Raw genomic sequence first — 24614 nt, 5'->3', positions numbered from 1 at the left:
CCCCGACCACGGAGCGATAGGGGGAGCCATGAAGCGCATGGAGCGCCTTGGTACGGGAATCGGCTGGCGGCCGGAAATCGCCGCGGAGATCGCGGAGCTGCCCGGGGTGGACTGGGTCGAGGTCGTGGCGGAGAACATCTGCCCGGGCCATCTGCCGGACGCCCTGCGGGAGTTGCGTGAGCGCGGCACGACCGTGGTGCCGCACGGGGTCTCGCTCGGCCTCGGCGGCGCCGACCGCCCCGACCCCGGCCGCCTGACCGCGCTCGCCGAGCGTGCCGAGGCGCTGGGCGCGCCGCTGGTCACCGAGCACATCGCGTTCGTCCGGGCCGGCGGGCCGCTGACCGCCTCGCCGCTGATGGAGGCCGGGCATCTGCTGCCCGTACCGCGCACCCGCGACGCGCTGGACGTGCTCTGCGAGAACGTCCGGATCGCCCAGGACGCGCTGCCGGTGCCACTGGCCCTGGAGAACATCGCCGCGCTCGTCAACTGGCCGGGCGAGGAGTTCACCGAGGGCCAGTTCCTGTCCGAGCTGGTCGAGCGGACCGGGGTGCGGCTGCTGATCGACGTCGCCAACCTGCACACCAACCACGTCAACCGGGGCGAGGACCCGGCGGTCGCGCTGGACGAGCTGCCGGTCGAGGCGATCGCGTACGTCCATGTCGCGGGCGGCGTGGAGCGCGACGGGGTGTGGCACGACAGCCATGCCCATCCGGTGACCCGGCCGGTGCTGGACGTGCTGGCGGAGCTGTGTGCCCGGACCGCCCCGCCCGGTGTGCTGCTGGAGCGCGATGAGGACTTCCCCGAGGGCGGGGAGCTCGCCGGTGAACTCGACGCGATCCGCACCGTACTGAAGGAGGCCCGGCATGCGCAGGCGGCTTGAGCCCGTACCGGACACCATGACGCTCCCCGGCCCGGGCACCGACGAGGCGACCGGCACCGACGCGGCGCGGCAGCGGCTGGCGCTGGCGCAGACCGCGCTGCTGTCGGCGCTGGTCGCCGGGACGCCGGCGCCCGAGGGCTTCGACCGCACCCGGCTGCGGGTGCAGAGCCGGGCGCTGACCGCCAAGCGCGCCGCGGTCGTCGCCAAGGTCGCACCCGAGCTGCCCGAGATCCTCGGCGCGGACTTCCGGGCGGCGTTCGCCGACTACGCCCGGAACCGGCCGATGGCCGGCGGCTACCGCCAGGACGCGCTGGACTTCGCGGCGCATCTGCTGGCCCAGGACCGTCCCGCGGATCCGGCCGCGCGGCAGCTGCTGACGCGCTGGTGGCGCGACCGTGCGGGCCCCAAGCCGCCGTCCGCCCGGCCCGCGGCCCGCCTGGCGCGCGCCGTGCGCGACATATGGGGCAGGGGGTGAGCGCGATGTCCTTCACCCAGTGGGTGTACGCCGCGGTCGGGCTCTCGTCGTTGCTGCTCGTCCTCGGCACGGTGGCGGTGCGGCTGCGGACGCCGTCGGCCACCAGGGGCGACGCGCTGACGCACAACGTGTGGGAGTCGGCGTTCCTCGCCGGCGGCCCCGGGCGGGTGGTGGACGCCGCGGTCGCCGGGATGCACGAGGACGGGCTGCTGACGGTGGGCGGGCCGGGCGTGGTGACCGTACGCGGTGCCGCCGCCCGTGACGCGGTCGAGGCGGCCGTGGTGGACGCGGTCCTGCGGACGCCCGGCGGGGCGCTGGCCGCGGTCCGTATCGAGGCGATGCGCAGCCCGGCGGTCCAGGGCGTCGGCGACCGGCTGGCGGCCCGCGGGCTGCTGCGCCCGCCGCGGCTCGGGCGGGGCTGGCGCCGGTGGGCGCGCACGCAGATGACGGCGTGCGCGGTGCTGTTCGCCGCCGCGGTGGTGTTCTCGATCGCCGGGGCGAGCGCGGACGACGGGTACGAGGTGCCGGTGGCCCTGCGTGTCGTACCGGCGCTGATCGGCGGCGTGGTGGTGGGGGCGCTGTGCCATGCGGCGCTTCGCAAGCGGATCACCAAGGCGGGGTCGGTCGCGCTGCGCACCGCGGTGTCGGCCGGCTCGCAGGGCGGCGTGGGCGGTGCCTGGCAGCCCGCCGCGCAGGTGGTGGCGCTGGGAGGTACGGCGCTGATCGTGGACGAGCTGCTGCGCCAGCAGTTCGAGGAGGCACAGCGGGCCGGTGCGGCCGCCGCCTCGGGCGGCGGGTCCTCGTCGTCCGGCAGCTCCTCGTCCTGCGGCTCCGGGGGCGACGCCTCCTGGTGCGGTGGGTCCGACGGCGGCTCGGGGTCCGGGTGCGGCAGCAGTGGTTCGTCCTGCGGCGCGGGGTCGTCGTGCGGGGGCGGTTCGAGCGGCGGCTCGTCCTGCGGCGGGGGTTCGAGCTGCGGGGGCGGGGGCGGCTGCGGCGGCAGCTGACGCGCGGTGGGCGGTGACCGCGCGTGCGGTTCACCGCCACCGCGCGTGCGGTGCCTCACATGTGGAGGAAATGCGTGGCGCCGGTGACGGACCCTCCCGTATGAACTCTGCCTATGTGGCTCCTGTTCCTGCTCGTCGCCTGTGTGGCGGCAGTGCTCTCCTGTGCGCGGGTCTGCCGCGCGGCGGTCGTCTCCGCCCGCACCTCCGGACCGGCCCGGCGGCCGGCCCCCGACCCCGCGTCGGATCCGGCCGCCGCGGACGGGTCCGAGCCCGGCCTGACCCTGTACGAGATGGCCTACCTCTCCGGTGGTCCGCACCGGCTCGCCGACGTGGTGCTGGTGCTGATGGCTCAGCAGCGGCGGCTGCTGCTGGCCCACACCGGCTGGGCCACCGTCGTCGACCCGGTCGGCCATGACTCCGTGGAGCGCGCCACGCTCACCGCCATAGGGCCCGACGGGCAGCGCCAGATACCCGCGGTGCGGCAGGCCCTGATCGCCGACGACGCGGTGCGGGCGGTGGCCGACCGGTTGGTGGCCGACGGGCTCGCGCTGCCCGAGGGAGCCCGGCCGGGCATCCGCAGCGCGGTCCGGCAGCTGCGGGCCGCCGCCCTGCTGGTGGTGCTGTCCGCCGCGGCGGCCTACTGGCTGGCGCCCTCCGGCGCGGACGTCGGGCTGGCGCTGGGCTGGTTCGCGCTCCCGCTGGTCCTCACCCTCGGCACGTTGGCCCTGGCCCGCTTCGAGCTGTATCCGTACGGCGACTGGGCCACCGACGCGGGCGAACGGCGACTGCCCGCCGCCGGCTCCCCCGCCTCCCCCGCCACTTCCGCCGCACTCACCAGACTCGCGCTGCACGGCCCCATGGCCCTCACCGACCCCAGCCTGCGCGCCGCGCTCCACTCTTCCGGGGCATAGCGTCCGACACCGGCACCATGTGCTTTACATCGGCATTGACCGCCTCAAATATCCCTTTTGTATGCACACACGAAGGGACGGCCAGTGAGAGCACTTGCGTTGTACGGCACGATCGGATCGCTGATCGTGACCGCCGTCGCCACCGCCCCGGCGGGCAGCGCCCCGCGCGCTTCCGGCGCACCGCCGGCGCCCGTGGCACACCGCATCGACTTCGGCCGGTGCGCGCCGGTGGAGCATCTGCCGTCGACCGTCGAGTGCGGCAAGCTCACCGTCCCCCTCGACTACGCGCGGCCGGACGGCAAGAAGATCCACCTCACGGTCAGCCGGATCCGCGCCACCTCGCCCGGCGAGCGGCAGGGCTCCCTGGTCTTCAACCCCGGCGGCCCCGGCGCGTCCAGCCTGGAGTTCCCCCTCTACGGCGGGCTCCCCAAGTGGAACAAGCTGGCCCGCGCCTATGACTTCGTCGGCTACGCGCCGCGCGGCGTCGGCCGCTCGGCGCCGCTGTCCTGCCAGGACCCCGAGGAGTTCGCCAAGGCGCCGACCGACAGCCGGTCGCAGCCCGACGCGGCCTACAAGCGCAAGAAGGTGGCCGAGGCGAAGAAGTACGCCCGCGGCTGCGCCCGCCGGGCCGGGGCGGACCTGCCGTTCTACAACTCCGTCAACAACGCCCGCGACCTGGACATGCTGCGGGCCGCGCTCGGCGAGAAGCGGCTGACGTTCATGGGCGCCTCGTACGGGACGTACTTCGGTGCGGTCTACGCGACGCTCTTCCCCGGCCACGTCCGGCGGATGATCTTCGACAGCGTGGTCAACCCCGCGCCCCAGCAGATCTGGTACCGCAACAACCTCGACCAGTCCATCGCCTTCGAGCGCCGGTGGGGCGACTGGCTGCGCTGGGTCGCCAAGCACGACCACCACTACCACCTCGGCACGTCCAAGCAGGAGGTGCAGCGGTCGTACGACAAGGCCGTCACGCAGCTGCGCCGCCACCCGGTCAACGGCAAGATCGGCCCCGGCCAGCTGCAGGCGGCGTACCTCAAGACCGGCTACAACGACGCCTTCTGGCCGCTGCGCGCCGAGGCGCTCTCGGGCTACCTGCACGGCAACCCCAAGCAGCTGGTCTCCCAGGCCATGCCCCAGGCCCGCACCGCCAAGGACGAGGAGAACGCCAACGCCGTCTACACCGCGGTGGAGTGCAACGACGCGCACTGGCCGCGCTCATGGCAGACCTGGGACCGGGACAACAGCGACATCGCGCGGATCGCGCCGTTCGAGACCTGGGACAACGCCTGGATGAACCTGCCGTGCGCCTTCTGGCCCGAGCGCGCGGAGTCGGACGCGGCCGGCGCCGACTCCGCGGAACAGGGCGTGGCGCAGGAGCTGCTGGACACCGCCGGCCACGCCGCCGGGACCGGGCTGGACGACCTGCTCCTGGGGACGCACGGACCGCTCGACATCCACACCGAGCCGGGTGCGCTGCCGCCGGTGCTGCTGCTCGCGGCCGAGCGGGACGCGGCGACCCCGTACAAGGGCGCGGTGGAACTGCAGCGGCGGCTGCCCGGCTCGTCGCTGGTCACCGAGAACGCCTCGGGCACCCACGGCATCGCGTTCGGCGAGAACGACTGCGTGAGCAAGTACGCCGAGGACTACCTGCTGCGCGGGAAGATCCCGGCACACCGGGTGTACTGCGCACCGCACGCGGAGCCGGTGCCGGGCCAGGCGGCGAACCGGGCGCAGCTGGCGCGGCCGGGCGCCCGGCCCGGGAAGTAGCGCGACCCGCCGGAGAAAGCGCTGTGGGCCGTCCCCTGGGGGGCGGCCCACAGCGCTGTGCGCAACGGGTCAGGCCAGGCCGGCGACCAGCTCGGCGACCGGCTTGCGCCGCCCGGTGTAGAACGGGATCTCCTCGCGGACGTGCATCCGCGCCTCGGAGCCGCGCAGATGACGCATCAGGTCGACGATGCGGTAGAGCTCGTCGGCCTCGAAGGCGAGCACCCACTCGTAGTCGCCGAGCGAGAACGACGGCACGGTGTTGGCGCGCACGTCGGGGAAGCCGCGGGCCATCTTGCCGTGGTCGGCGAGCATCCGGCGGCGGTCCTCGTCGGGGAGGAGGTACCACTCGTAGGAGCGCACGAAGGGGTAGACGCTCACGTAGGCGCGCGGCTGCTCGTCGGCGAGGAAGGCCGGGATGTGCGACTTGTTGAACTCGGCGGGGCGGTGCAGTGCCATGTTCGACCACACCGGCTCCAGCGTGCGGCCGAGCCGGGTGCGGCGGAAGAGGTTGTACGCCTCCTGCAGGGCGTCCGAGCTCTCCGAGTGCCACCAGATCATGAGGTCGGCGTCGGCGCGCAGGCCGGACACGTCGTAGGTGCCGCGGACCACCACGTCCTTGGCGGCCAGCTGCGCGAACAGCTCCTCGACCTCGTCTGCGTAGCCGCTGCGGTCCTCGGGGAGGACGTCGCGCAGCTTGAACACCGACCACAGGGTGTAGCGGATGACCTCGTTGAGGTCCTTGGCCTTCTTGCCGGCGTTCGGGGCCTTCTCGGGCGCCGCGGGCGTCTGCGGTGCGGATGCGGGGGTGGAAGCGTCTGTCATGTCGTCCATTCTCACTCGCCGGGCCGGGCGTGCGGCCGCAGGGTGTCCAGGATGTCGTCGGCGGCCCTGCGGGCCGAGGCGATGCAGGCCGGGATGCCGACACCTTCGTAGAGCGCGCCGCATACCCCGAGGCCCGGGAGCTGCGCGACGGCGCGGCGGATGCGGGCCACCCGTGCCAGGTGCCCGACGGGGTACTGGGGCAGCCCGCCGGCCCAGCGGGTGACCTTCGCGGCGACCGGCGCGGCGGTCAGCCCGACCGCGGTCCGCAGGTCGGCCCGGGAGAAGGCGATCAGCTCGGCGTCCTCGCGCGTGAGGTCCTCCTCGTCGCCGTAGCGCCCGAGGGAGGTGCGCAGGACGAAGAGGTCCGGGTCGGCGTCGCCGATCCAGCCCCACTTGTTACTGGCGAAGGTCGACGCCTTGATCTTGCGGCCGTCCACGGGCGGGACCAGGAAGCCGCTGCCGGTGAGTCGCCGCTCCAGGTCGGCGCGGCGGAAGGCCATGGTGACCAGCGCCATCGAGGCGTACTCGACGGCGGCGAGTTCGGCGGCGGCGGGCCTGCTGACGGCGGCGAGCAGACGGGCCGCGGCGGGCGCGGGCGCGGCGAGCACGACGGCGTCCGCGAGCAGCGGCGTTTCGTCGGCCACGACGCGCCAGCCGTCGGCCGACCGCGTCACGGCGGTGACCGGCGCGCCGGTGCGGATCTCGCCGCCCTTGGCGCGCACGGCGTCGGCCACCGCGTCCGACAGCGTCCCGATGCCGCCGGCGATGCCCATGAAGACCGGTTTGTCCTGGGCGGAGCCGGTCGCGGCGGGACCGGTCACATGGGTCGCGGCGGCGGCCCGCGCCTGGATGCCGCGCACCCCGTCGAGCAGCGAACGGCTGCTCCGCGCGGCCTCGAACAGCTGGGGCACGGCGGCGCGCATCGAGATCTTGTAGGCGTCGCCCGCGTACACCCCGCCCAGCAGGGGCTCGACGAGCCGGTCGACGACCTCGCGGCCCAGGCGGCGGGCGACGTACTCGCCGACGGCGACGTCCTCGCCGACCTCGGTGCGCGGCAGCCGGGCGTCCTCCTCGATACGGGCCAGCCCCTCCGGGGAGACCACACCCGAGGCGGCGAGCGGGGCGAGGTCCCCGGGAACGCCCATCACATGCCCCTTGGGCATCGGGCGCAGCGCGTCGCGGGTCCACAGCCGGGCGCTGGCGGTGGTGGGCGGCTGGAGCCGGTCGCCGAGTCCGACGGCGCGGGCCAGGTCGACCGCCTCCGGCCGTCGGGCCAGCATCGATTCGGCGCCCAGGTCGACCGGAACGCCCGCGATATCGCCCGCGCGCAGTTTGCCGCCCAGCCGGTCCGACGCCTCCAGGACGGTCACCCGGGCGCCACCGTCGAGGAGGCGGTGCGCCGCCGCCAGTCCGGAGATGCCTCCTCCGACGACGACCACATGGCCGATGCTGCCGGGCCCGCCGCCCGGAACGGTGTGCGCTGCGCTCATGCCCCCACTCTCTCAGAGCGCGCCGAGGGGACCGTGACCGGATCGCGATCCGCGGACGGCAACCGCGGCCGGCGGCGGACCGTCGAAAGGGCGACATCGGCACCCTCACCGTGCAGACCAAGGACGTCGCGGCGGCGCCGGCCAGGGCGCGGGCGGCGGTCGACGGCGCGGGCGGCTACGCGGCCGACGAGACCACCGACCGGGACCCGCAGGGGCACGACCGCTCGCGGACGTCCGAGCGGGCCGGTGCCACCGGCCGCCCCGGACGCGTCCGATGCGGCCGGTCGCGGGGAAGGTGACCGAGGACCCCGTTGACAGCGGACACCGGCGGGCAAAGACTCGGGGCGACGGGTGGCGATCTTCGTACCGTCCGTCGACCGCCGAGCCGGGACAGCGAGGACAGCGCCTGATGACCGACCATCGCCTACGGGATGTCTACATCGTCGATGCGGTACGCACCCCCGTCGGCAAGTACGGCGGCGCGCTGGCCGGGGTCCGGCCCGACGATCTCGCCGCCCATGTGCTCAAGGCCCTGGTGGAGCGCACACCGGACCTCGACCCGGCCCGGATCGACGATGTCTGCTTCGGCGACGCCAACGGCGCCGGGGAGGACAACCGGAACGTGGCACGGATGGCGGTGCTGCTGGCCGGGCTGCCGGTCACCGTCCCCGGCGTGACCGTCAACCGGCTGTGCGGCTCCGGTCTGGAGGCGGTCATCCAGGCGGGCCGCGCCATCGCGCACGGCGATGCGCACCTCGCGGTCGCCGGCGGGGTGGAGTCGATGAGCCGCGCGCCGTATGTGCTGCGCAAGCCCGAACGGGCCTTCCCCGCGGGCCATCAGGAGATGTTCTCCTCGACGCTGGGCTGGCGGATGGTCAACTCCCGGATGCGCCCGGAGTGGACGGTGTCGCTCGGCGAGGGCGCCGAGCAGATCGCCGATCAGCACGGCATCACCCGCGAGCAGCAGGACGTCTTCGCGCTGGCCAGCCATCAAAAGGCGGTACGCGCCTGGCAGGAGGGAGCCTACGCGGCCGAGGTGGTACCGCTGCCGGGCGTGGACCTGGACCGCGACGAGACCATCCGCGAAGGCTCCTCCCTGGAGGCGCTCTCCAAGCTGAAGCCGGTGTTCCGCACGGCCGGCGGCACGGTCACCGCCGGGAACTCCTCACCGCTCAACGACGGTGCGGCCGCGCTGCTGCTCGCCGACGAGGAGGGCCTGCGGGCCACCGGGCGCGAGCCGCTGGCCCGGATCCGCGCGAGCGCGGTGACCGGCGTCGAGCCGCAGCTCTTCGGCCTCGGGCCGGTGGAGGCGGTGCGCCGCGCGCTGGAGCGGTCCGGCCGCGGCTTCGCCGACCTCGCCACCTTCGAGCTGAACGAGGCCTTCGCGGCCCAGGCGCTGGGCTGCATCGGCCAGTGGCCGGAACTCGACCCGTCCGTGGTGAACCCGCTCGGCGGCGCCATCGCCATCGGCCACCCCCTGGGCGCCTCCGGTGCCCGCCTCGCCGGCTCGGTCGCCCACCAGCTCGCCGCCGGGGGCTCGGGCACCGGCCTTGCGGCGCTGTGCATCGGCGTGGGGCAGGGGCTCGCGCTCGTCATGGAACGCTGACCGGTCGGCGTCCTTCCCGGTACGTCTGCCGCCCGCGGCACGGCGCGTACGGCAGCATGAGGCGCACACGGGCAGACTCGTGCCCGGTGCCGTCGCCGCTCGCGTCCCGTCGCCGCTCTCGTTCCCGCTGCCGGTCTCGTCCCCGTTGCCGGAAGCCGTGCCCCGTCAGCTGCCCCGCCCGGCCCGGAGGTTGCCCGATGCCCCTGCTCGACCCGGCGCGCCGGCGCCTGCTGCACGGCGGCGAGACGGCGGTGATCGAACCCGCGACGGGCGAGGTGCTGGGCACGCTCACACTCGCCGCCCCCTCGGACGTCGAGCGGGCCGCGCTGACCGCGGCCCGCGCCCAGCGCGCCTGGGGCAAGGCGCCGTACTCCGAGCGGGCCGCGGTGCTGCGCCGCGCCCTCGACCTCGCCGACCGCGTCCCCACCGGCCTCGTCCACATCAACGACCAGACAGTCAACGACGAACCGATCGCCCCCTTCGGCGGTCTCGGCGACTCCGGAACCGGCTCCCGTTTCGGTGGCGAGGCCAACCTCGACGCCTTCACCGAAACCCGCTGGACCACGGTGCGCGCCACGCCCGCCGCCTACCCGTTCTGAGGTGCCCCGGATGCCCCTGCCCGACCTGCCCGCCCCGGAGTCCGGGCTGATCGTCTTCCTGAACGGCACGTCGAGTTCGGGGAAGTCGAGCCTGGCCGAGGCGCTGCTGCACACGCTCGACGAGCCGTGCTTCCATCTGCCCGTCGACGCCTTCCACCGCATGCGCTCGCGCCACGAGCTGACGCCGGACGCGCTGCGCGCCACCCTCCTGCGCACCTGGCGGGGCTTCCACCGCGCGGTCGCCGGGATGGCGGCGGCCGGCAACACCGTCATCGTGGACCATGTGCTGAGCGAGCCCTGGCGGCTGCGCGACTGCCTGGACCTGTTCCCGCCCGAGAACGTCGTCCTGGTCGGGGTCTGCTGCTCGCCCGAGGAGTTGGCGCGCCGCGAACAGGCCCGGGGCGACCGCCCGCTGGGCCTGGCGGCCGGCCAGCTGGCGCAGGTGCACGCCCATGGGATCTACGACATCGAGTGCGACACCACCGACACCGCTCCCGAGGAGTGCGCCCGGCAGATCAAGGAGTTCCTGCCCGGGCGGCCCACCCCCACGGCCTTCGAGCGGCTCCGGCCGGTCTACGGCACCGGCCGGGGTGACGCGGCGGAGCAGGGCGGTACCGCGGCGCGGGGCGCGGCACGAGTGGCGGGGGAGGGACGGCCGTGACGGCAACGGAGCGGTTGGTGATCGTCGGCGGCGATGCGGCGGGGATGTCGGCCGCGTCGCAGGCGCGCCGGCTGAAAAAGCCCGACGAGCTGGCGATCACCGCGTTCGAGCGCAGCCACTTCACCTCGTACTCCGCCTGCGGCATCCCGTACTGGGTGGGCGGCGTGGTCGACGGGCCGGACGCGCTGATCGCCCGTACGGCCGAGGAGCACCGCGCCCGGGACATCGATCTGCGGATGCGGACCGAGGTCACCGAACTCGACCTGGACCGCGGCCGGGTACGCACCCGCGAGCTGGACGACGGCGGCCGGGAGTCCTGGACCGGCTTCGACAAGCTGGTGCTGGCCACCGGCGCCCGTCCGCTGCGCCCCGACCTGCCGGGGATCGACGCCCCCGGGGTGCACGGTGTGCAGACCCTGGACGACGGACGGGCCCTGCTGGACAGCCTGGAGCAGACCGCGGGACGGCGTGGGGTGGCGGACCCCCTGCAGCAGGTCGCGGGACGACAGGCGCCACTGGACACCCTGGAGCAGACCGCGGGACGGCGGGCGGTGGTGGTCGGCGCGGGCTACATCGGCGTGGAGATGGCCGAGGCGCTGATCCGGCGCGGCTACCAGGTCACCGTCCTGGAGCAGAGCGCGCAGCCGATGTCCACCCTCGACCCGGACATGGGCGCGCTGGTCCACGAGGCGATGTGCGGGATGGGCATCGAGACGGTGACCGGCACGACCGCCACCGGTGTGCTGACCGACTCCGCGGGGCGGGCCCGCGCGGTGACCACCGAGGACGCCGAGTACCCGGCGGACGTGGTGGTGCTGGGCATGGGCGTACGCCCCGAGACGGCGCTGGCCGCCGCGGCCGGGCTGCCGCTCGGCGAGTCCGGCGGGCTGCTCACCGACCTCGCGATGCGGGTGCGCGGCCAGGACGCCGTCTGGGCGGGCGGCGACTGCGTGGAGGTCCACGACCTGGTCTCGGGCCGCACCCGCCATATCGCCCTGGGCACCCACGCCAACAAGCACGGCCAGGTCATCGGCACCAATGTGGGCGGCGGTTATGCCACCTTCCCCGGTGTCGTCGGCACGGCCGTCAGCAAGGTCTGCGATCTGGAGATCGCCCGCACGGGCCTGCTGGAGCGGCAGGCGCACGCGGCCGGCCTGCGCTTCGTCGCGGTGACCGTGGAGTCCACCAGCCGGGCCGGCTACTACCCGGGCGCCCGCCCGATGCAGGTCAAGATGCTCGCCGAGCGCCGCACCGGCCGGCTGCTCGGAGTGCAGATCGTCGGCCGGGAGGGCGCCGGCAAGCGGGTGGACATCGCGGCGGTCGCCCTCACCGCCGGGATGACGGTGGAGCAGATGACCGCCCTCGACCTCGGCTACGCCCCGCCGTTCTCCCCCGTCTGGGACCCCGTACTGGTCGCGGCCCGCAAGGCGACGGCGGCGGTACGGGCGGCGGGCGGCTGACGGCGGTGAACCGGTGTGCCGAAGGGCCCACCGCCACGGAGCGCCGATACCTCGTCGAAGGTTCCGGAACGGGTCACTGGCGGCTGACCGTGCGGGTCACACCGGCAAGGATCGTCGTCGCCAGGATCCAGCCGGTGATGATCAGGGCGTACGACAGCCACTGGTACCAGCCGTCAGGGGCGAACGCCGACTCCTGGCCGAAGTTGACGACCGGCAGGAGCAGGTCGAGGGTGTAGAAGACGGGGTTGAAGTCGGGGGCCTCGTCGGCCTTGACGGGGCGCGGGTGGTGCAGGCCGTAGGCGATCGATCCGACGGCCATGAGGGACAGCAGCCAGACCGCCGCGCGCAACGGTCGGAAGCCGTAGCCGACGGTGGCGTCCTGGACGTATCCCCACAGCCGTCCGTACCAGGTGAGCGTGGTGCGCCGGCGGCGCTGCTTGGCGAGTTGGACGAGGCGGGCCGCGTCGTCGTCACCGACGTGGCGGTAGGCCGCCGTCAACTGCTCGTAGCCGTACGGCTCATACCGGTCACCCTCCAGCTCCAGCATCGGAAGGCGGCGCTCGGCGGGCTCGTGCGGGGCGAGCACGGTGTACGTGAGATTGCTGAGGTGCACCTGGTCCGGCAGCATCTCCGGTTCGAGGGTGAGGATCTCTATGCGGGAACGCCGCAGGTTCAGCGCGCCCTCGATGCGGTCGCCCCTGCGCAGCCACAGTTCACCGATGACGCAACTGCTCGCCCGCAGCGCGGTGTCGCCCGGATGCGACAAGTGGGCGTGGAGCAGGTCGAGACGGCCCGATATCCGCGAGCCGCGCAGCTCGACCCGACCGCGCGCGCGGATGCACCGCGCCCGTACATGGGCACCCACACTGAGGTTCTGGGCGTCCAGTGCGGTGCCGCCGGGATGGTGGAACTCGGCGTCCTGAACATTGATCCGCCCGGCGATGGCGGCGCCGGTGAGCCGTACCTGTCCGTGCGCGCGCATCTCCGGCGCCCACAAGTCGTCGCCGATCTCGGCCTGGTTGAGCTGCAGCACCGGCTCGGAGTCGTCCGGCGCCGTGAACTCCGCCCGCTCCATGAACAGCGCCCCGGAGATCTGCGCCCCACCGAGCCGCACCGGCCCCCGCATCCGGCAGTCCGTCATCCGCAGCACTCCTTCGACGTGCAATGTCGCCGAAGTCAGGCCCGGCAGCGCGGACTTGCTCAGATTGAGCTGGCGCAGCCGGGCACCGTACAGGTCGGGGACGTCGTCGAAGTGGCAGTGGCTCAGCCGGACGGCGGCGTCGATCGTGGCGTACTTCAGGTCCAGTACGCCGGTGATCCGCGCCCCCGCGATCTTGAGCGCGGCGATCTCCCCGTCCTCCTGCGGGGCCTTGAGCAGCAGTGCCCGCAGCACGCTCGCCCGTACGGTCCGCTCGGCGCCCCAGGTGTCGCCGAGTGCCGGATCCTCGTCCTCGGCGGTGCGGAAGTCCACCGGCTCGCCTCGGGGGAAGGCCCGCCGGATACGCCGTTCGGCCGGTGTCAGATCGTCGATCTCGTTCACGCCGGGACTTTGACGCGCCGCGTTCAAGCTGTCAATCGCCTTACGGAGCAGACCGTTCCTGCGGCGGGTCCCCGTCACGCCCCTGGGCCCAGGCGCCGGGTCGTCGCCCACAGCAGCAGGGCCGCGCAGCTGAACGCCGCCCCCAGGGCGGAGACCCCTGTCCACCCGGCCGCCGCGTACGCCGTGGAGGAGCCGAGGGCGCCGAGGGCGCTGCCGGCCGAGTAGAAGACCATGTAGCCGCCGATGATTCTGCTTCCCGCATCCGGGTGGACCGCGTAGATGAGGGACTGGTTGGTGACGTGCACGGCCTGGACGGCGAAGTCCAGCAGGACCGCCCCGACGGCCAGGGCCCAGAGCGAGTGCCGGGTAAGGGCGAGGGGGAGCCACGACACGGTGAGCAGGACCAGCGCGGTACCCGTGGTCCGCTGTGCGAGACCGCGGTCGTTCCATCGGCCGGCGGCCCCCGCGGCCGCGGCCCCGGCCGCTCCGGCGAGCCCGAACGCGCCGATCGCGGTGTGCGTCAGCGACCAGGGGGGAGCGCTCAGCGGCTGGACGACGCTGCTCCACAGCGTGCTGAAGGCCGCGAAGACCAGTAGCGCCAGCATGCCGCGGACCCGGAGCAGAGGGTGGCGGGCGAACAGGGTGACGGTCGATACCAGCAGACGCCGGTAGGGCAGGGTGGCCGTCGGCGGCCGGTCGGCCGGCAGGGCGCGGCGCAGGAGCACCGCCAGCGTCGCGGTCACCCCGGCCGACAGGAGGTAGACGGCGCGCCATCCGGCCAGGTCGGCCATGACGCCTGCCACCGTGCGGGCCAGCAGAATGCCGGTGATCACGCCGCTGGTGACCGCGCCGACGACCCGCCCCCGAAAGGCCGGAGCGGTGAGCCGGGCCGCCGCGGCGACCATGGTCTGGGCGACGACGGCGAGCGCACCGACCGCCGCGAGGGCGGCGAGCAGCGCGGCGGCCCCGGGTGCCAGACCCGCGGTCAGCAGCGCGGCGGCGAGCAGCCCGAGCTGGAGGGTGACCAGCCGGCGCCGGTCGACGAGGTCGCCGAGCGGGACGAGCAGCAACAGACCCGCGGCGTATCCGAGTTGGGTGACGGTGACGATGGCGCCGAGCAGGCCGGAGCCGAGCCCGAACTGCTCGCCGAGGGTGACCAGCAGCGGCTGGGCGAAGTAGACGTTGGCCACCGCGCAGCCGCAGGCGACGGCGAAGAGCAGGACCAGGCGCGCGGACGGCGGACCGGACGGATCGGGTGCGGTGTGCGCGGCCGTCCGGCCGCCGGCCGTCGAGCAGTCGCTCGGCATACGGCGTCCCCCTTTCATGGCGCCCCCTTCATGGTTGCAAGTTGCTACCTGCACGGACCTTAAGCCAGGAGGTAGCATGTTGCAACCAGATGTGTGGACGAAGGAGGAGGCGCGATGGTCGCCCGTACGCGGTTCGACGCCGAACCGTGTCCCGTTGCCCGGTCGATCGACGCCATCGGCGACTGGTGGTCCCTGCTGATCGTGCGCGACGCCTTCGACGGCAGTCGCCGCTTCGGCCAGTTCCAGCGAAGCCTGGGCATCGCCAAGAACATCCTCACCAGCCGGCTGCGCACGCTGGAGGAGACCGGTGTGATGACGACCGTGCCCGCCTCCGACGGCAGCCGCTACCAGGAGTACGTGCTCACGGAGAAGGGGCGCGCGCTCTTCCCCGTCATCGTGGCGCTGCGCCAGTGGGGCGAGGGGCACTGCTTCGGCCCGGGGGAGGCGCACTCGCGGCTCCTCGACCGCCGCAACGGGCACCCGCTGAGCCCGCTGGAGATCCGCTCCAGCGAGGGGCGCCCCGTCGGCCCGGACGAGACCGTCGTCGAAAAGCTCGGCACCGCGGACGGCACCGGCTGACTCCGGGCATGGACGGTGAGGGCGTCTCCCCTAACGCGCGGCCCCCAGCGCGCCGAACAGCTCCTCGCGGGCGGCCCGGACGCGCTGCAGTGCCGCACGGGCCAGCCCCGCCACGAACGCCGGGCACAGCCAGGTCTCCAGCGGCGCGCCCTCGTCGGGACGCCCGCTCCGCTCCGCGAGCAGCCGTCGTCCGCCGGGGCTCTTCAGGCGCATCCCGGCCGTGAGGACCTCCTCCGGGTCCTCGGGGAGGGCCGGATGCGCCGCCGTGCCGTGCCCGCAGCCCCCTCCGGCGGGCGCCGCCGGTACGGACGCGAGCCCGGCGATCAGATCGTTGAGCGGCCCCGGACAGTCCACGAGGCCGACCGCGTACCGGGACAGTGCGGTGACGATGACGACCAGCCCGGCGCGTTCGGCGGGCTCGGTCGCCGCGGCGAGCGCCTTGCCGTAGTGGGACAGCGACCAGGACACGCTGACCCCGGGGGCCGGGTTGCCGTCGAGGATGGAGGCCAGGTCGCCGATCTCCTCCTGCTCGGCGGTGGACAGCCGGGCCGGGATGGCGTCGGTGGTCCCCGGGGCGAGGATGTCGATGGCCACCCGGGCGTAGCCGGCGACATTGCGCGGGCAGCGCCACACCTCGGCGCACGCCCAAGCTCCCCGGTCCGCCTCCCCGTCCGGTGCCGCGCCGTGCTCCAGCAGCGGGAGGTAGGAGACCAGGCGCGGCAGCCGCTCGTCGAGATCGCCCTCGTAGGGGTGCCCGTCGTGGGCGCAGGGGCGCTCGCGCAGCTCCCGGTCGGCGGCGCGCAACGCGTCGAGGGCGGCCGCCGCGGTGCCGTCGGAGGCGGACTGCAGGGTGACGTAGTCGGCGGTCATCAGCAGTCCGAAGGTCCACAGCCAGGCGCGCTCGCCACCGGGGTCGGCGGCGAGCGCGCGGGCGCAGGCCAGCACGAGTTCCGGGTCGTGGTCCGCGTAGTACTCGGCGCGGACCTCTTCCCAGGCCGCGGCGAGATCCGCTATCGGGGCGTCGGGGGTGGCGTTCATGCCCTCCACGACGCCCAGCGGCCCGGACGCAGTTCCGCTCAGCGCGCCGTCTGGGTGTGGACGTACTCCACCAGGCGGGTCAGCGCGTCGGGGTCGGTGTCGGGCAGGACGCCGTGGCCGAGGTTGAAGACATGGCCTTCGAGACCGGCCGCCGCGTCCAGCACCTCGCGGGCCTTGGTCTCGACGGCCTCGCGGGGGGCGAAGAGCACCGCCGGGTCGATGTTGCCCTGGAGCGCCTTGCCGGGGCCGACGCGGCGGGCCGCCTCGTCCAGCGGCACCCGCCAGTCGACGCCGACGACATCCGCGCCCGCCTCACCCAGCAGGCCGAGGAGTTCGCCGGTGCCGACGCCGAAGTGGATGCGCGGCACGCCGAGGCCCTCGACCGCCTTGAACACCTTGGCGGAGGCGGGCATCACCGAGCGGCGGTAGTCCGCGGGCGAGAGCGCGCCGACCCAGGAGTCGAAGAGCTGCACCGCGCTCGCCCCGGCCTCGATCTGCACCTTGAGGAAGGCGGCGGTGATGTCGGCGAGGCGGTCCAGCAGGTCGGCCCACAGCTGCGGGTCGCCGTACATGAGGGCCTTGGTGTGCTCGTGGTTGCGGGACGGGCCGCCCTCGACGAGGTAGCTGGCGAGGGTGAAGGGCGCGCCGGCGAAGCCGATCAGCGGGGTACCGCCCAGCTCGCGCACGAGCATGCCGATGGCCTCGGTGACGTAGGGGACGTCGCCGGGCTCCAGGGCGCGCAGCTGGTCGAGGTCGGCGCGGGTGCGGATCGGGTTCGCGACGACCGGGCCGATGCCGGGCTTGATGTCGAGGTCGATGCCGAGGGCCTTGAGCGGGACGACGATGTCGCTGAAGTAGATGGCGGCGTCGACGCCGTGGCGGCGCACGGGCTGCAGCGTGATCTCGGTGACCAGCTCGGGCCGCATGCAGGAGTCGAGCATCGCGATGCCCTCGCGGACCTTGCGGTACTCCGGCAGTGAGCGCCCCGCCTGGCGCATGAACCACACCGGCGTGTGCGGCACCGGCTCACGCCGGCAGGCCCTGAGGAAGGCCGAGTCGTATGTACCGGTCTGCTGCTGGCCCGCGGGGGCTTCGTTGGCGCTCACGCCCCAAATCTTCGCATGCGCCCCAGGGGGCCTCCGAATGGGCGACGCGCGATCCGGGTGTCCTCCGCGTATACGGGCTCGGTTCCGCCTAATCTTCCGGGCATGGCTGCGGCTCAAGAACACCTCGCGGACAGCGCGGACGAGGCCCCGATCCCCTTCCGTCAGGCGGTCGAGGCGCTTCGCTCGGCCCGACTGCGGCCCGAGATCGAGATCGACCCGACGCCCGCTCCCAAACGGCTCGCCCCGTTCGCGTACGCACTGGAGGCGGCGGTCGTCGAGCACGGCTCGGGACCGGGCAGCGAGGACAAGGACCTGGCGGACGGACGGCTGGTGCTGCTGCACAACCCGGCCGGGGACGACGCCTGGCACGGCACCTTCCGCGTGGTGACGCTGGCGCGGGCGGAACTGGAGCCGGAGATGGGCGCCGATCCGCTGCTGCCGGAGGTCTCCTGGTCGTGGCTGACGGGTGCGCTGGAGGCGCGCGGGGTGCCCTACGGCGCGCCGAGCGGCACGGTGACCCGGGCCGGGTCGTACTACTTCGGCGGGCTCGCCGCGCGCGAGCCGGCGACCCAGATCGAGATCCGGGCGTCCTGGACGCCGGTCGAGGGCCCCGGCGGGGTGCCGGACATGGCGGCGCATCTGGCGGCCTGGTGCGATCTGCTGTGCCAGGTCGCGGGGCTGCCGCCGGCCGCGCTGGACATGGCGCCGCGCGGCGGGGTCGTCCCGCTGCCGCAGCGGCGCGGCGCACAGCCGCGCTGAGCCGCCCGCCGCGCATTCACAGCCGTGCCGAGCAGTCAAGAGGGCGCCGCCCGGCGCCCACCTTGATCACGTTCGCGCACGGCTCTGATCATCTCGGTATGCACTCCGTGCCCACACCTGATCGATCACCCATCCGATTTGCCCGAATTGCCCCTAACTAAATCGTGATCAAAGTCTAAAGTCCCGCCGGTTTGCTGCCGAAGAGGTCAGTGACCCTTCAAACACGGATCATTCCGGCTCCCCCAAGCCGGCTTCCGTCCCCGCCACTCCCCCAGGAGGCCCGGTGTCTGTTCTCCTCGAGCAACCTTCGAGCCTGGTCGCCTACCGCCCGAACAAGCCGACGGCCATGGTCGTCGTGGCCGACCCTCGCGTCCGCTCCACCGTCACCCGCCACCTGTGGGCACTCGGTGTACGCGACGTGATCGAGGCGTCGTCCATCGCGGAGGCCCGTCCCCGCGTCGGCAACCCGCGCGACATCTGCGTTGCCGACGTCCACCTTCCCGACGGCTCCGGCCTCACGCTGCTGTCCGAGACCCGGGCGGCCGGCTGGCCCAACGGGCTCGCGCTCTCCGCGGCCGACGACATCGGCGCCGTGCGCAACGCCCTGGCCGGCGGCGTCAAGGGCTATGTCGTCACAGGCACCCGGACCAACCTGGGCATTCCCGGCCGCCCAGGCACCTCGCCGATCGGCGCCAACGCGGCCCGTATGCAGCGCCGCCCGCCGGGCGCCCCGGGCCACCCCGGCGGCTACCGCGAGCTGTCGGGCCGTGAGGTCGAGGTGTTGCGGCTGGTGGCGGAGGGCCAGTCCAACAAGGCCATCGGCGTCTCCATGGGACTGTCGGCGCTGACCGTCAAGAGCCACCTCGCCCGGATCGCCCGCAAGCTCGGCACCGGCGACCGAGCCGGAATGGTGGCCGTCGCGCTGCGCACCGGCATCATCCACTGACCCTTTAACTGACCCTTTACACGACCGGCTCGCCCGTCGAGGGAACGTTCCCTCGACGGGCGACGTGCATACACAGATACCCTTGACTGGTGACCGACGCCCAAAAGACCGCAGCAGACACGACACTGCGAGCACCCGGAGACTCGCCTCCGGATTCCCGACCGGCGCCGGTCCCTCTCCTGGAGCCCCGCGAGGGCATCCCCCCGGTGACCGCCACACCCGAGGCGCTCGCCGAGGTCGTGGCCGCCTTCGCGGCCGGTACCGGACCGGTCGCCGTCGACGCCGAGCGCGCCTCGGGCTACCGCTACGGCCAGCGCGCCTACCTCGTCCAGCTGCGCCGCGAGGGTGCCGGCAGCGTACTGATCGACCCGGTCGGCTGCCCCGACCTGTCGGCCCTGGGCGAGGCGATCGGCGACGCCGAGTGGGTGCTGCACGCCGCCACCCAGGACCTGCCGTGCCTGCGCGACATAGGGATGGTCCCCTCCCGGCTGTTCGACACGGAGCTGGCCGGCCGACTGGCCGGCTTCGCCCGGGTCGGCCTGGGCGCGATGGTCGAGAACGTCCTCGGCTACGCCCTGGAGAAGGGCCACTCCGCCGTCGACTGGTCCACCCGCCCGCTGCCCGAGCCCTGGCTGCGCTATGCCGCGCTCGACGTCGAGCTGCTGGTGGACCTGCGCGACGCGCTGGAGGAGGAGCTGACCCGGCAGGGGAAGTTGGAGTGGGCCCGGCAGGAGTTCGCCGCGATCGCCGCCGCTCCCCCGCCGCCGCCCCGCAAGGACCCCTGGCGCCGCACCTCCGGCATGCACAAGGTCCGCAGGCGCCGCCAGATGGCGGTCGTACGGGAGCTGTGGACGGCCCGCGACCAGGTCGCCCAGCGGCGCGATGTGTCGCCGGGCAAGGTGCTCGGCGACGCCGCGATCGTGGAGGCGGCGCTGCATCTGCCGCCGAACAGCAACGCGCTGGCGGCGCTGCCCGGCTTCGGCCACCGCATGGGCCGCCGACAGCTGGAGCAGTGGCAGGCCGCCGTCGACCGCGCCCGCGCCCTCCCGGAGAACGAGCTGCCGCAGCCCGGCCAGCCGCTCAACGGGCCGCCGCCGCCCCGCTCCTGGGCCGACAAGGACCCGGTCGCCGCGGCCCGGCTGTCGGCCGCCCGCGCCGGGGTCACCGCCCTGGCCGAGCGCCTGAACCTCCCGCAGGAGAACCTGATCACCCCGGACACGGTGCGCCGTCTGTGCTGGGAGCCGCCGGCCGAGCCGACCGACGAGTCGGTCGCGCAGGCCCTCAAGGGCCACGGCGCCCGCCCCTGGCAGATCGAACAGGTCGCGCCGCTGCTGACCGAGGCGCTGCTGGCGGACCCGGCTGACGGCTGACGCGTGCGGCGGTCCCCGGCCGGGGACCGCCGCGGACCCGCCTTCGCGCCGCCGGAGGCCGCCGCCGCACGGCTCGCAGTGCGCGCCGCCACCTCACCGCAATTCACCGCCATACGGGCATTGAGCCGGCCGAACGGCTGAATTCCGCCAACACCGGACAGCATTCGGCCCCTTTCGACCCCGCTCCGGTCGCCCGGGTGCGCCTCCCACCGGCCCGCCGCCCAGGTGCACGCCGCCCGCGTTCGACGGGCCGCCGCCCGGCCACGCCCCGCCTTCATCCGGCGGCCGCCGCCCGGCCCCCTCCGCCTCCATCCGGTGTGACCTTCGCCGCTCCGGCCGATGGGGGTGTGCAGCTTGGTTACCCGTAAGTAGCATGTCGGTGTGAAGCGTCCCTGGGGGCGCCACGCAGCAGTGCCACCCCGCACCTGGAGGAGAGCCAACGTGCCTCGTACCGCTAGGGACGTCGTCTTCGTCGACGGCGTCCGCACCCCGTTCGGCAAGGCGGGCCCGAAGGGCATCTACCACGAGACCCGCGCCGACGATCTCGTCGTGAAGGCCATCCGGGAGCTGCTGCGCCGCAACCCGGACCTGGACCCCGCGAAGATCGACGAAGTCGCCATCGCCGCCACCACGCAGATCGGCGACCAGGGCCTGACCCTGGGCCGTACCGCCGGCATCCTCGCGGGCCTCCCGCAGTCCGTGCCCGGCTACTCCATCGACCGCATGTGCGCCGGTGCGCTGACCGCCGTCACGACCACCGCCGGCTCCATCGCCTTCGGCGCGTACGACGCCGTCATCGCCGGTGGCGTCGAGCACATGGGCCGGCACCCGATGGGCGAGGGCGTCGACCCGAACCCGCGGTTCGTCAGCGAGAAGCTCGTCGACGAGTCCGCGCTGTTCATGGGCATGACCGCGGAGAACCTCCACGACCGCTACCCGCAGATCACCAAGCAGCGCGCCGACGAGTACGCCGTGCGCTCGCAGGAGAAGGCGGCGAAGGCGTACGCGAACGGGAAGATCCAGCAGGACCTGGTCCCGATCTCGGTGCGCAACACCAACTCCGAGGTCGGCGAGACCGGTTGGGGCCTGGTGACCAGCGACGAGCCGATGCGCCCGGGGACCACCCTGGAGAACCTGGCCGGGCTGAAGACGCCGTTCCGTACCCACGGCCGCGTCACCGCGGGCAACGCCGCCGGTCTCAACGACGGCGCCACCGCCTCGATCATCGCCTCCGAGGACTTCGCCCGGGAGAACAACCTCCCGGTCAAGATGCGCCTGGTCTCCTACGCCTTCGCGGGCGTGGAGCCGGAGGTCATGGGCTACGGCCCGATCCCGGCGACCGAGAAGGCCCTCGCCAAGGCGGGCCTGGGCATCGGCGACATCGGCCTGTTCGAGATCAACGAGGCGTTCGCCGTGCAGGTGCTCGCCTTCCTCGACCACTACGGCATCGCCGACGACGACGCGCGCGTCAACCAGTACGGCGGCGCGATCGCCTTCGGCCACCCGCTGGCCTCCTCCGGCGTCCGGCTGATGACGCAGCTGGCCCGCCAGTTCGAGGAGCAGCCGGAGGTCCGCTACGGCCTGACCACGATGTGCGTCGGCTTCGGCATGGGCGCGACGGTCATCTGGGAGAACCCGAACCACAAGGACGCCGGAGGCAGCAAGTGAGCACCACCACCACCGCCGAGCTGCTGAAGGGCGCGGCCGAGCTGTTCCCCGACGAGGTCGTCACCTCAGCGCACGTACGCCACCTCGACCTGCCGTTCGGCGCCGGGCGCTTCGCGCTCATCACGCTGGACAACGGCTTCGACCACACCAAGCCGACCACCTTCGGGCCCGGCTCGCTGGCGAACCTCAACGCCGCCCTCGACCAGGTCGAGAAGGAGGCCGCGGACGGCGACATCGTCGGCGTCGGCCTGACCGGCAAGCCGTTCATCTTCGCCGTCGGCGCCGACCTCAAGGGCGTCGAGCTGCTGAAGAACCACGACGACGCGCTGGCCATCGGCAAGGGCGGCCACGAGGTCTTCAAGCGGCTGTCCGGGCTGGCCGTACCCACCTTCGCGTACTACAACGGCGCGGCCATGGGCGGCGGCGTCGAGGTCGGTCTGCACTGCTCGTACCGCACCGTCTCCAAGGCCCTGCCGGCCTTCTCCCTCCCCGAGGTCTTCCTGGGCCTCGTCCCGGGCTGGGGCGGCTGTGCGCTGCTGCCGAACCTGATCGGCGCCGACAAGGCCGTCTCGGTGATCATCGAGAACTCGCTCAACCAGAACAAGCAGCTCAAGGGCCAGCAGGTCTTCGACCTCGGGATCGCCGACGCGATCTTCGAGGGCGCGGACTTCCTGGAGCAGTCGCTGATCTGGACCGCCAACGTCCTCAAGGGCGAGGTGACGGTCGAGCGCGCCGAGATCGACCGCGGTGCGGCCTGGGACCAGGCCGTCGAGCGCGGCAAGTCCATCGCCGACGGCAAGGTGCACGGCGCCGCGCCGGCCGCGTACCGCGCGCTGGAGATCATCGCCGCGGCCAAGAGCGGCGACCTGCAGGCCGGGTTCGACGCCGAGGACGTGGCGCTCGCCGACCTGATCATGGGCGGCGAACTCCGCGCCGGCATCTACTCGTTCAACCTGGTGCAGAAGCGCGCCAAGCGCCCCGCCGGCGCGCCGGACAAGAGCCTGGCCCGTCCGGTCACCAAGGTCGGTGTCGTCGGCGCCGGTCTGATGGCCTCTCAGCTGGCGCTGCTCTTCCTGCGCCGCCTGGAGGTGCCGGTCGTGCTGACCGACATCGACCAGGAGCGGGTCGACAAGGGTGTGGGCTACGTCCACGCCGAGATCGACAAGCTGCTCGGCAAGGGCCGGATCAACCAGGACAAGGCCAACCGCCTCAAGGCCCTGGTGACCGGTGTGCTGGACAAGGCCGAGGGCTTCTCCGACGCGGACTTCATCATCGAGGCCGTCTTCGAGGAGATCGGCGTCAAGCAGCAGGTGTTCGCCGAGGTCGAGGCCGTCGCTCCGGCGCACGCCATCCTCGCCACCAACACCTCCTCGCTGTCGGTGACCGAGATGGCGTCGAAGCTCAAGCACCCCGAGCGGGTCGTGGGCTTCCACTTCTTCAACCCGGTCGCGATCCTGCCGCTGCTGGAGATCGTGCGCGGCGAGAAGACCGACGACGCCTCGCTGGCCACCGCCTTCGGTGTCGCCAAGAAGCTGAAGAAGACCGCGGTGCTCGTCAAGGACGCCCCGGCGTTCGTCGTGAACCGCATCCTGACCCGCTTCATGGGCGAGATCCAGAACGTCATCGACGAGGGCACCCCGGTCGAGGTCTCCGAGAAGGCCATCGAGCCGCTCGGTCTGCCGATGTCCCCGCTGGTGCTGCTGGAGCTGGTCGGCCCGGCGATCGGTCTGCACGTCTCCGAGACGCTGCACGGCGCCTTCCCGGACCGCTTCACGGTCTCCCCGAACCTCGCGGCCGTCGTCAAGGCCGGCAAGCGCGGCTTCTACGTCTACGACTCCGGCAAGCCGGAGCTGGACCCCGAGGTCGTCGCACTGCTCAAGCAGGGCGACTCGGTGCTGACGGAGGAGCAGGTCCGCGACCGCGTCCTGGACGCCGTCGCGCAGGAGATCGGCCTGATGCTGGACGAGGGCGTGGTCGCCGAGGCGCAGGACATCGACCTGTGCCTGATCACCGGCGCCGGCTGGCCCTTCCACCTGGGCGGCATCACGCCGTACCTGGACCGCGAGGGCGTCTCCGAGCGGGTGACCGGCAAGAAGTTCCTGGCCCCGGGCGTGGCGAGCGTGCCCGCGTAAGGGTGCGCGACTGACCGCGCAAGGCGCGGACCGGCTCGGCGGAGCCGGTCCGCGCTTTCGCGTTGCCGGAAGGCTCCGCGTGGGAAGGTTGCGCCATGGATTCCTTGGTCATTGTCGATGCCGCGAACGTCGTCGGCTCGGTGCCCGACGGCTGGTGGCGGGACCGGCACGCCGCGGCGGAACGGCTGCGCGACGCGCTGCCCGGCCTCGCCGCCGCCGGCCTGCCGGGGCTGGCCGAGCCGCCCCTGGAGATGGTCCTCGTGGTGGAGGGCGCGGCGCGCGGGGTGACCTCGGTCGAGGGCGTACGGGTGGTGCCGTCGGCCGGCAGCGGCGACGACCGGATCGTCGCACTGGTGGCGGACGAGGGCGGCGGACGGGACTGCCTGGTGGTCACCGCCGACCGCGGGCTGCGCGAGCGCGTCCAGGCGCTGGGCGCGCGGGTGACGGGCCCCCGGGCGGTATGGGGGCGGCGCGGCGGCTCCTAAGGGCTG

The 24614-nt window shown here is 73.5% G+C and carries 21 protein-coding genes and 1 pseudogene; 16 read left to right on the top strand and 6 right to left on the bottom strand.

Features of this window, described 5'->3' with window-relative positions:
* Nucleotides 1-37: 37 nt before the first annotated feature.
* From ACZ4NB_RS13745 to ACZ4NB_RS13730, 4 genes and pseudogenes are all read left to right on the top strand, one after another.
* Nucleotides 38-1355, top strand: a pseudogene (locus tag ACZ4NB_RS13745) (MbnB/TglH/ChrH family RiPP precursor modification enzyme).
* A 5-nt stretch (nucleotides 1356-1360) separates the two neighbouring features.
* On the top strand, nucleotides 1361-2359 hold the full coding sequence (locus ACZ4NB_RS13740) for a TIGR04222 domain-containing membrane protein (protein ID WP_467661106.1): 999 nt from the start codon (nucleotides 1361-1363) through the stop codon (nucleotides 2357-2359).
* Nucleotides 2360-2472: 113 nt separating this feature from the next.
* Nucleotides 2473-3270, top strand: coding sequence for a TIGR04222 domain-containing membrane protein (locus tag ACZ4NB_RS13735; protein ID WP_467661105.1), 798 nt, complete (start codon nucleotides 2473-2475; stop codon nucleotides 3268-3270).
* 84 nt (nucleotides 3271-3354) lie between these two features.
* Entirely contained in the window at nucleotides 3355-5040 is a 1686-nt protein-coding gene (locus tag ACZ4NB_RS13730; RefSeq protein ID WP_467661103.1) for an alpha/beta hydrolase, read from the top strand.
* Between the two features lie 69 nt (nucleotides 5041-5109).
* Here ACZ4NB_RS13730 and hemQ read toward each other — a convergent pair whose 3' ends face one another.
* A complete protein-coding gene (gene hemQ, locus ACZ4NB_RS13725) occupies nucleotides 5110-5871 on the bottom strand; it encodes a hydrogen peroxide-dependent heme synthase (RefSeq protein WP_467661101.1) in 762 nt (253 codons plus the stop codon).
* Nucleotides 5872-5873: 2 nt separating this feature from the next.
* Nucleotides 5874-7352, bottom strand: a complete 1479-nt coding sequence (hemG, locus tag ACZ4NB_RS13720) for a protoporphyrinogen oxidase (protein ID WP_467661099.1) — start codon at nucleotides 7350-7352, stop codon at nucleotides 5874-5876.
* Nucleotides 7353-7462: 110 nt separating this feature from the next.
* Between hemG and ACZ4NB_RS13715 the strand changes: the two genes are divergently transcribed.
* From ACZ4NB_RS13715 to ACZ4NB_RS13695, 5 genes are all read left to right on the top strand, one after another.
* Nucleotides 7463-7651 (top strand): hypothetical protein, encoded by a 189-nt coding sequence (locus ACZ4NB_RS13715; protein ID WP_467661097.1) that lies wholly within the window; start codon nucleotides 7463-7465, stop codon nucleotides 7649-7651.
* A 110-nt stretch (nucleotides 7652-7761) separates the two neighbouring features.
* Complete coding sequence (locus ACZ4NB_RS13710; protein WP_467661096.1) at nucleotides 7762-8958, top strand: thiolase family protein; 1197 nt, start codon at nucleotides 7762-7764, stop codon at nucleotides 8956-8958.
* Nucleotides 8959-9014: 56 nt separating this feature from the next.
* Complete coding sequence (locus tag ACZ4NB_RS13705) at nucleotides 9015-9557, top strand: aldehyde dehydrogenase family protein (RefSeq protein ID WP_467661094.1); 543 nt, start codon at nucleotides 9015-9017, stop codon at nucleotides 9555-9557.
* 10 nt (nucleotides 9558-9567) lie between these two features.
* Entirely contained in the window at nucleotides 9568-10218 is a 651-nt protein-coding gene (locus tag ACZ4NB_RS13700) for a chloramphenicol phosphotransferase CPT family protein (protein ID WP_467661092.1), read from the top strand.
* Between the two features lie 44 nt (nucleotides 10219-10262).
* A complete protein-coding gene (locus ACZ4NB_RS13695) occupies nucleotides 10263-11678 on the top strand; it encodes an FAD-dependent oxidoreductase (RefSeq protein ID WP_467661270.1) in 1416 nt (471 codons plus the stop codon).
* A 73-nt stretch (nucleotides 11679-11751) separates the two neighbouring features.
* Here ACZ4NB_RS13695 and ACZ4NB_RS13690 read toward each other — a convergent pair whose 3' ends face one another.
* The gene (locus ACZ4NB_RS13690; RefSeq protein WP_467661091.1) at nucleotides 11752-13218 is read right to left on the bottom strand and encodes a membrane-associated oxidoreductase; all 1467 of its coding nucleotides are present in this window, start codon (nucleotides 13216-13218) and stop codon (nucleotides 11752-11754) included.
* Nucleotides 13219-13292: 74 nt separating this feature from the next.
* Complete coding sequence (locus ACZ4NB_RS13685; protein WP_467661089.1) at nucleotides 13293-14525, bottom strand: MFS transporter; 1233 nt, start codon at nucleotides 14523-14525, stop codon at nucleotides 13293-13295.
* A gap of 114 nt (nucleotides 14526-14639) precedes the next feature.
* Between ACZ4NB_RS13685 and ACZ4NB_RS13680 the strand changes: the two genes are divergently transcribed.
* Entirely contained in the window at nucleotides 14640-15104 is a 465-nt protein-coding gene (locus tag ACZ4NB_RS13680) for a winged helix-turn-helix transcriptional regulator (protein ID WP_467661088.1), read from the top strand.
* Nucleotides 15105-15134: 30 nt separating this feature from the next.
* Here ACZ4NB_RS13680 and ACZ4NB_RS13675 read toward each other — a convergent pair whose 3' ends face one another.
* Nucleotides 15135-16142 (bottom strand): hypothetical protein, encoded by a 1008-nt coding sequence (locus ACZ4NB_RS13675; RefSeq protein WP_467661086.1) that lies wholly within the window; start codon nucleotides 16140-16142, stop codon nucleotides 15135-15137.
* Between the two features lie 38 nt (nucleotides 16143-16180).
* On the bottom strand, nucleotides 16181-17248 hold the full coding sequence (hemE, locus tag ACZ4NB_RS13670) for a uroporphyrinogen decarboxylase (protein WP_467661084.1): 1068 nt from the start codon (nucleotides 17246-17248) through the stop codon (nucleotides 16181-16183).
* A gap of 102 nt (nucleotides 17249-17350) precedes the next feature.
* Here hemE and ACZ4NB_RS13665 point away from each other — a divergent pair, with 102 nt between their 5' ends.
* From ACZ4NB_RS13665 to ACZ4NB_RS13640, 6 genes are all read left to right on the top strand, one after another.
* Entirely contained in the window at nucleotides 17351-18007 is a 657-nt protein-coding gene (locus ACZ4NB_RS13665; RefSeq protein WP_467661082.1) for a DUF3000 domain-containing protein, read from the top strand.
* A gap of 283 nt (nucleotides 18008-18290) precedes the next feature.
* Nucleotides 18291-18953, top strand: a complete 663-nt coding sequence (locus ACZ4NB_RS13660) for a response regulator transcription factor (protein WP_006602452.1) — start codon at nucleotides 18291-18293, stop codon at nucleotides 18951-18953.
* 89 nt (nucleotides 18954-19042) lie between these two features.
* Complete coding sequence (locus ACZ4NB_RS13655) at nucleotides 19043-20323, top strand: HRDC domain-containing protein (RefSeq protein ID WP_467661080.1); 1281 nt, start codon at nucleotides 19043-19045, stop codon at nucleotides 20321-20323.
* A gap of 441 nt (nucleotides 20324-20764) precedes the next feature.
* Nucleotides 20765-21991: a thiolase family protein gene (locus tag ACZ4NB_RS13650; protein ID WP_467661078.1), complete on the top strand. Its 1227-nt coding sequence runs from the start codon at nucleotides 20765-20767 to the stop codon at nucleotides 21989-21991.
* A complete protein-coding gene (locus ACZ4NB_RS13645; protein WP_467661076.1) occupies nucleotides 21988-24123 on the top strand; it encodes a 3-hydroxyacyl-CoA dehydrogenase NAD-binding domain-containing protein in 2136 nt (711 codons plus the stop codon). The genes ACZ4NB_RS13650 and ACZ4NB_RS13645 overlap by 4 nt, the downstream gene beginning before the upstream one ends.
* A 95-nt stretch (nucleotides 24124-24218) precedes the next feature.
* Complete coding sequence (locus ACZ4NB_RS13640; RefSeq protein WP_393488723.1) at nucleotides 24219-24608, top strand: PIN domain-containing protein; 390 nt, start codon at nucleotides 24219-24221, stop codon at nucleotides 24606-24608.
* Nucleotides 24609-24614 lie beyond the last annotated feature (6 nt).

This window comes from Streptomyces sp. NPDC026575, from assembly GCF_055567415.1.
The sequence above is the reverse complement of the archived record's forward strand: the minus strand, read 5'-3'. Positions and strand labels throughout refer to the sequence as shown.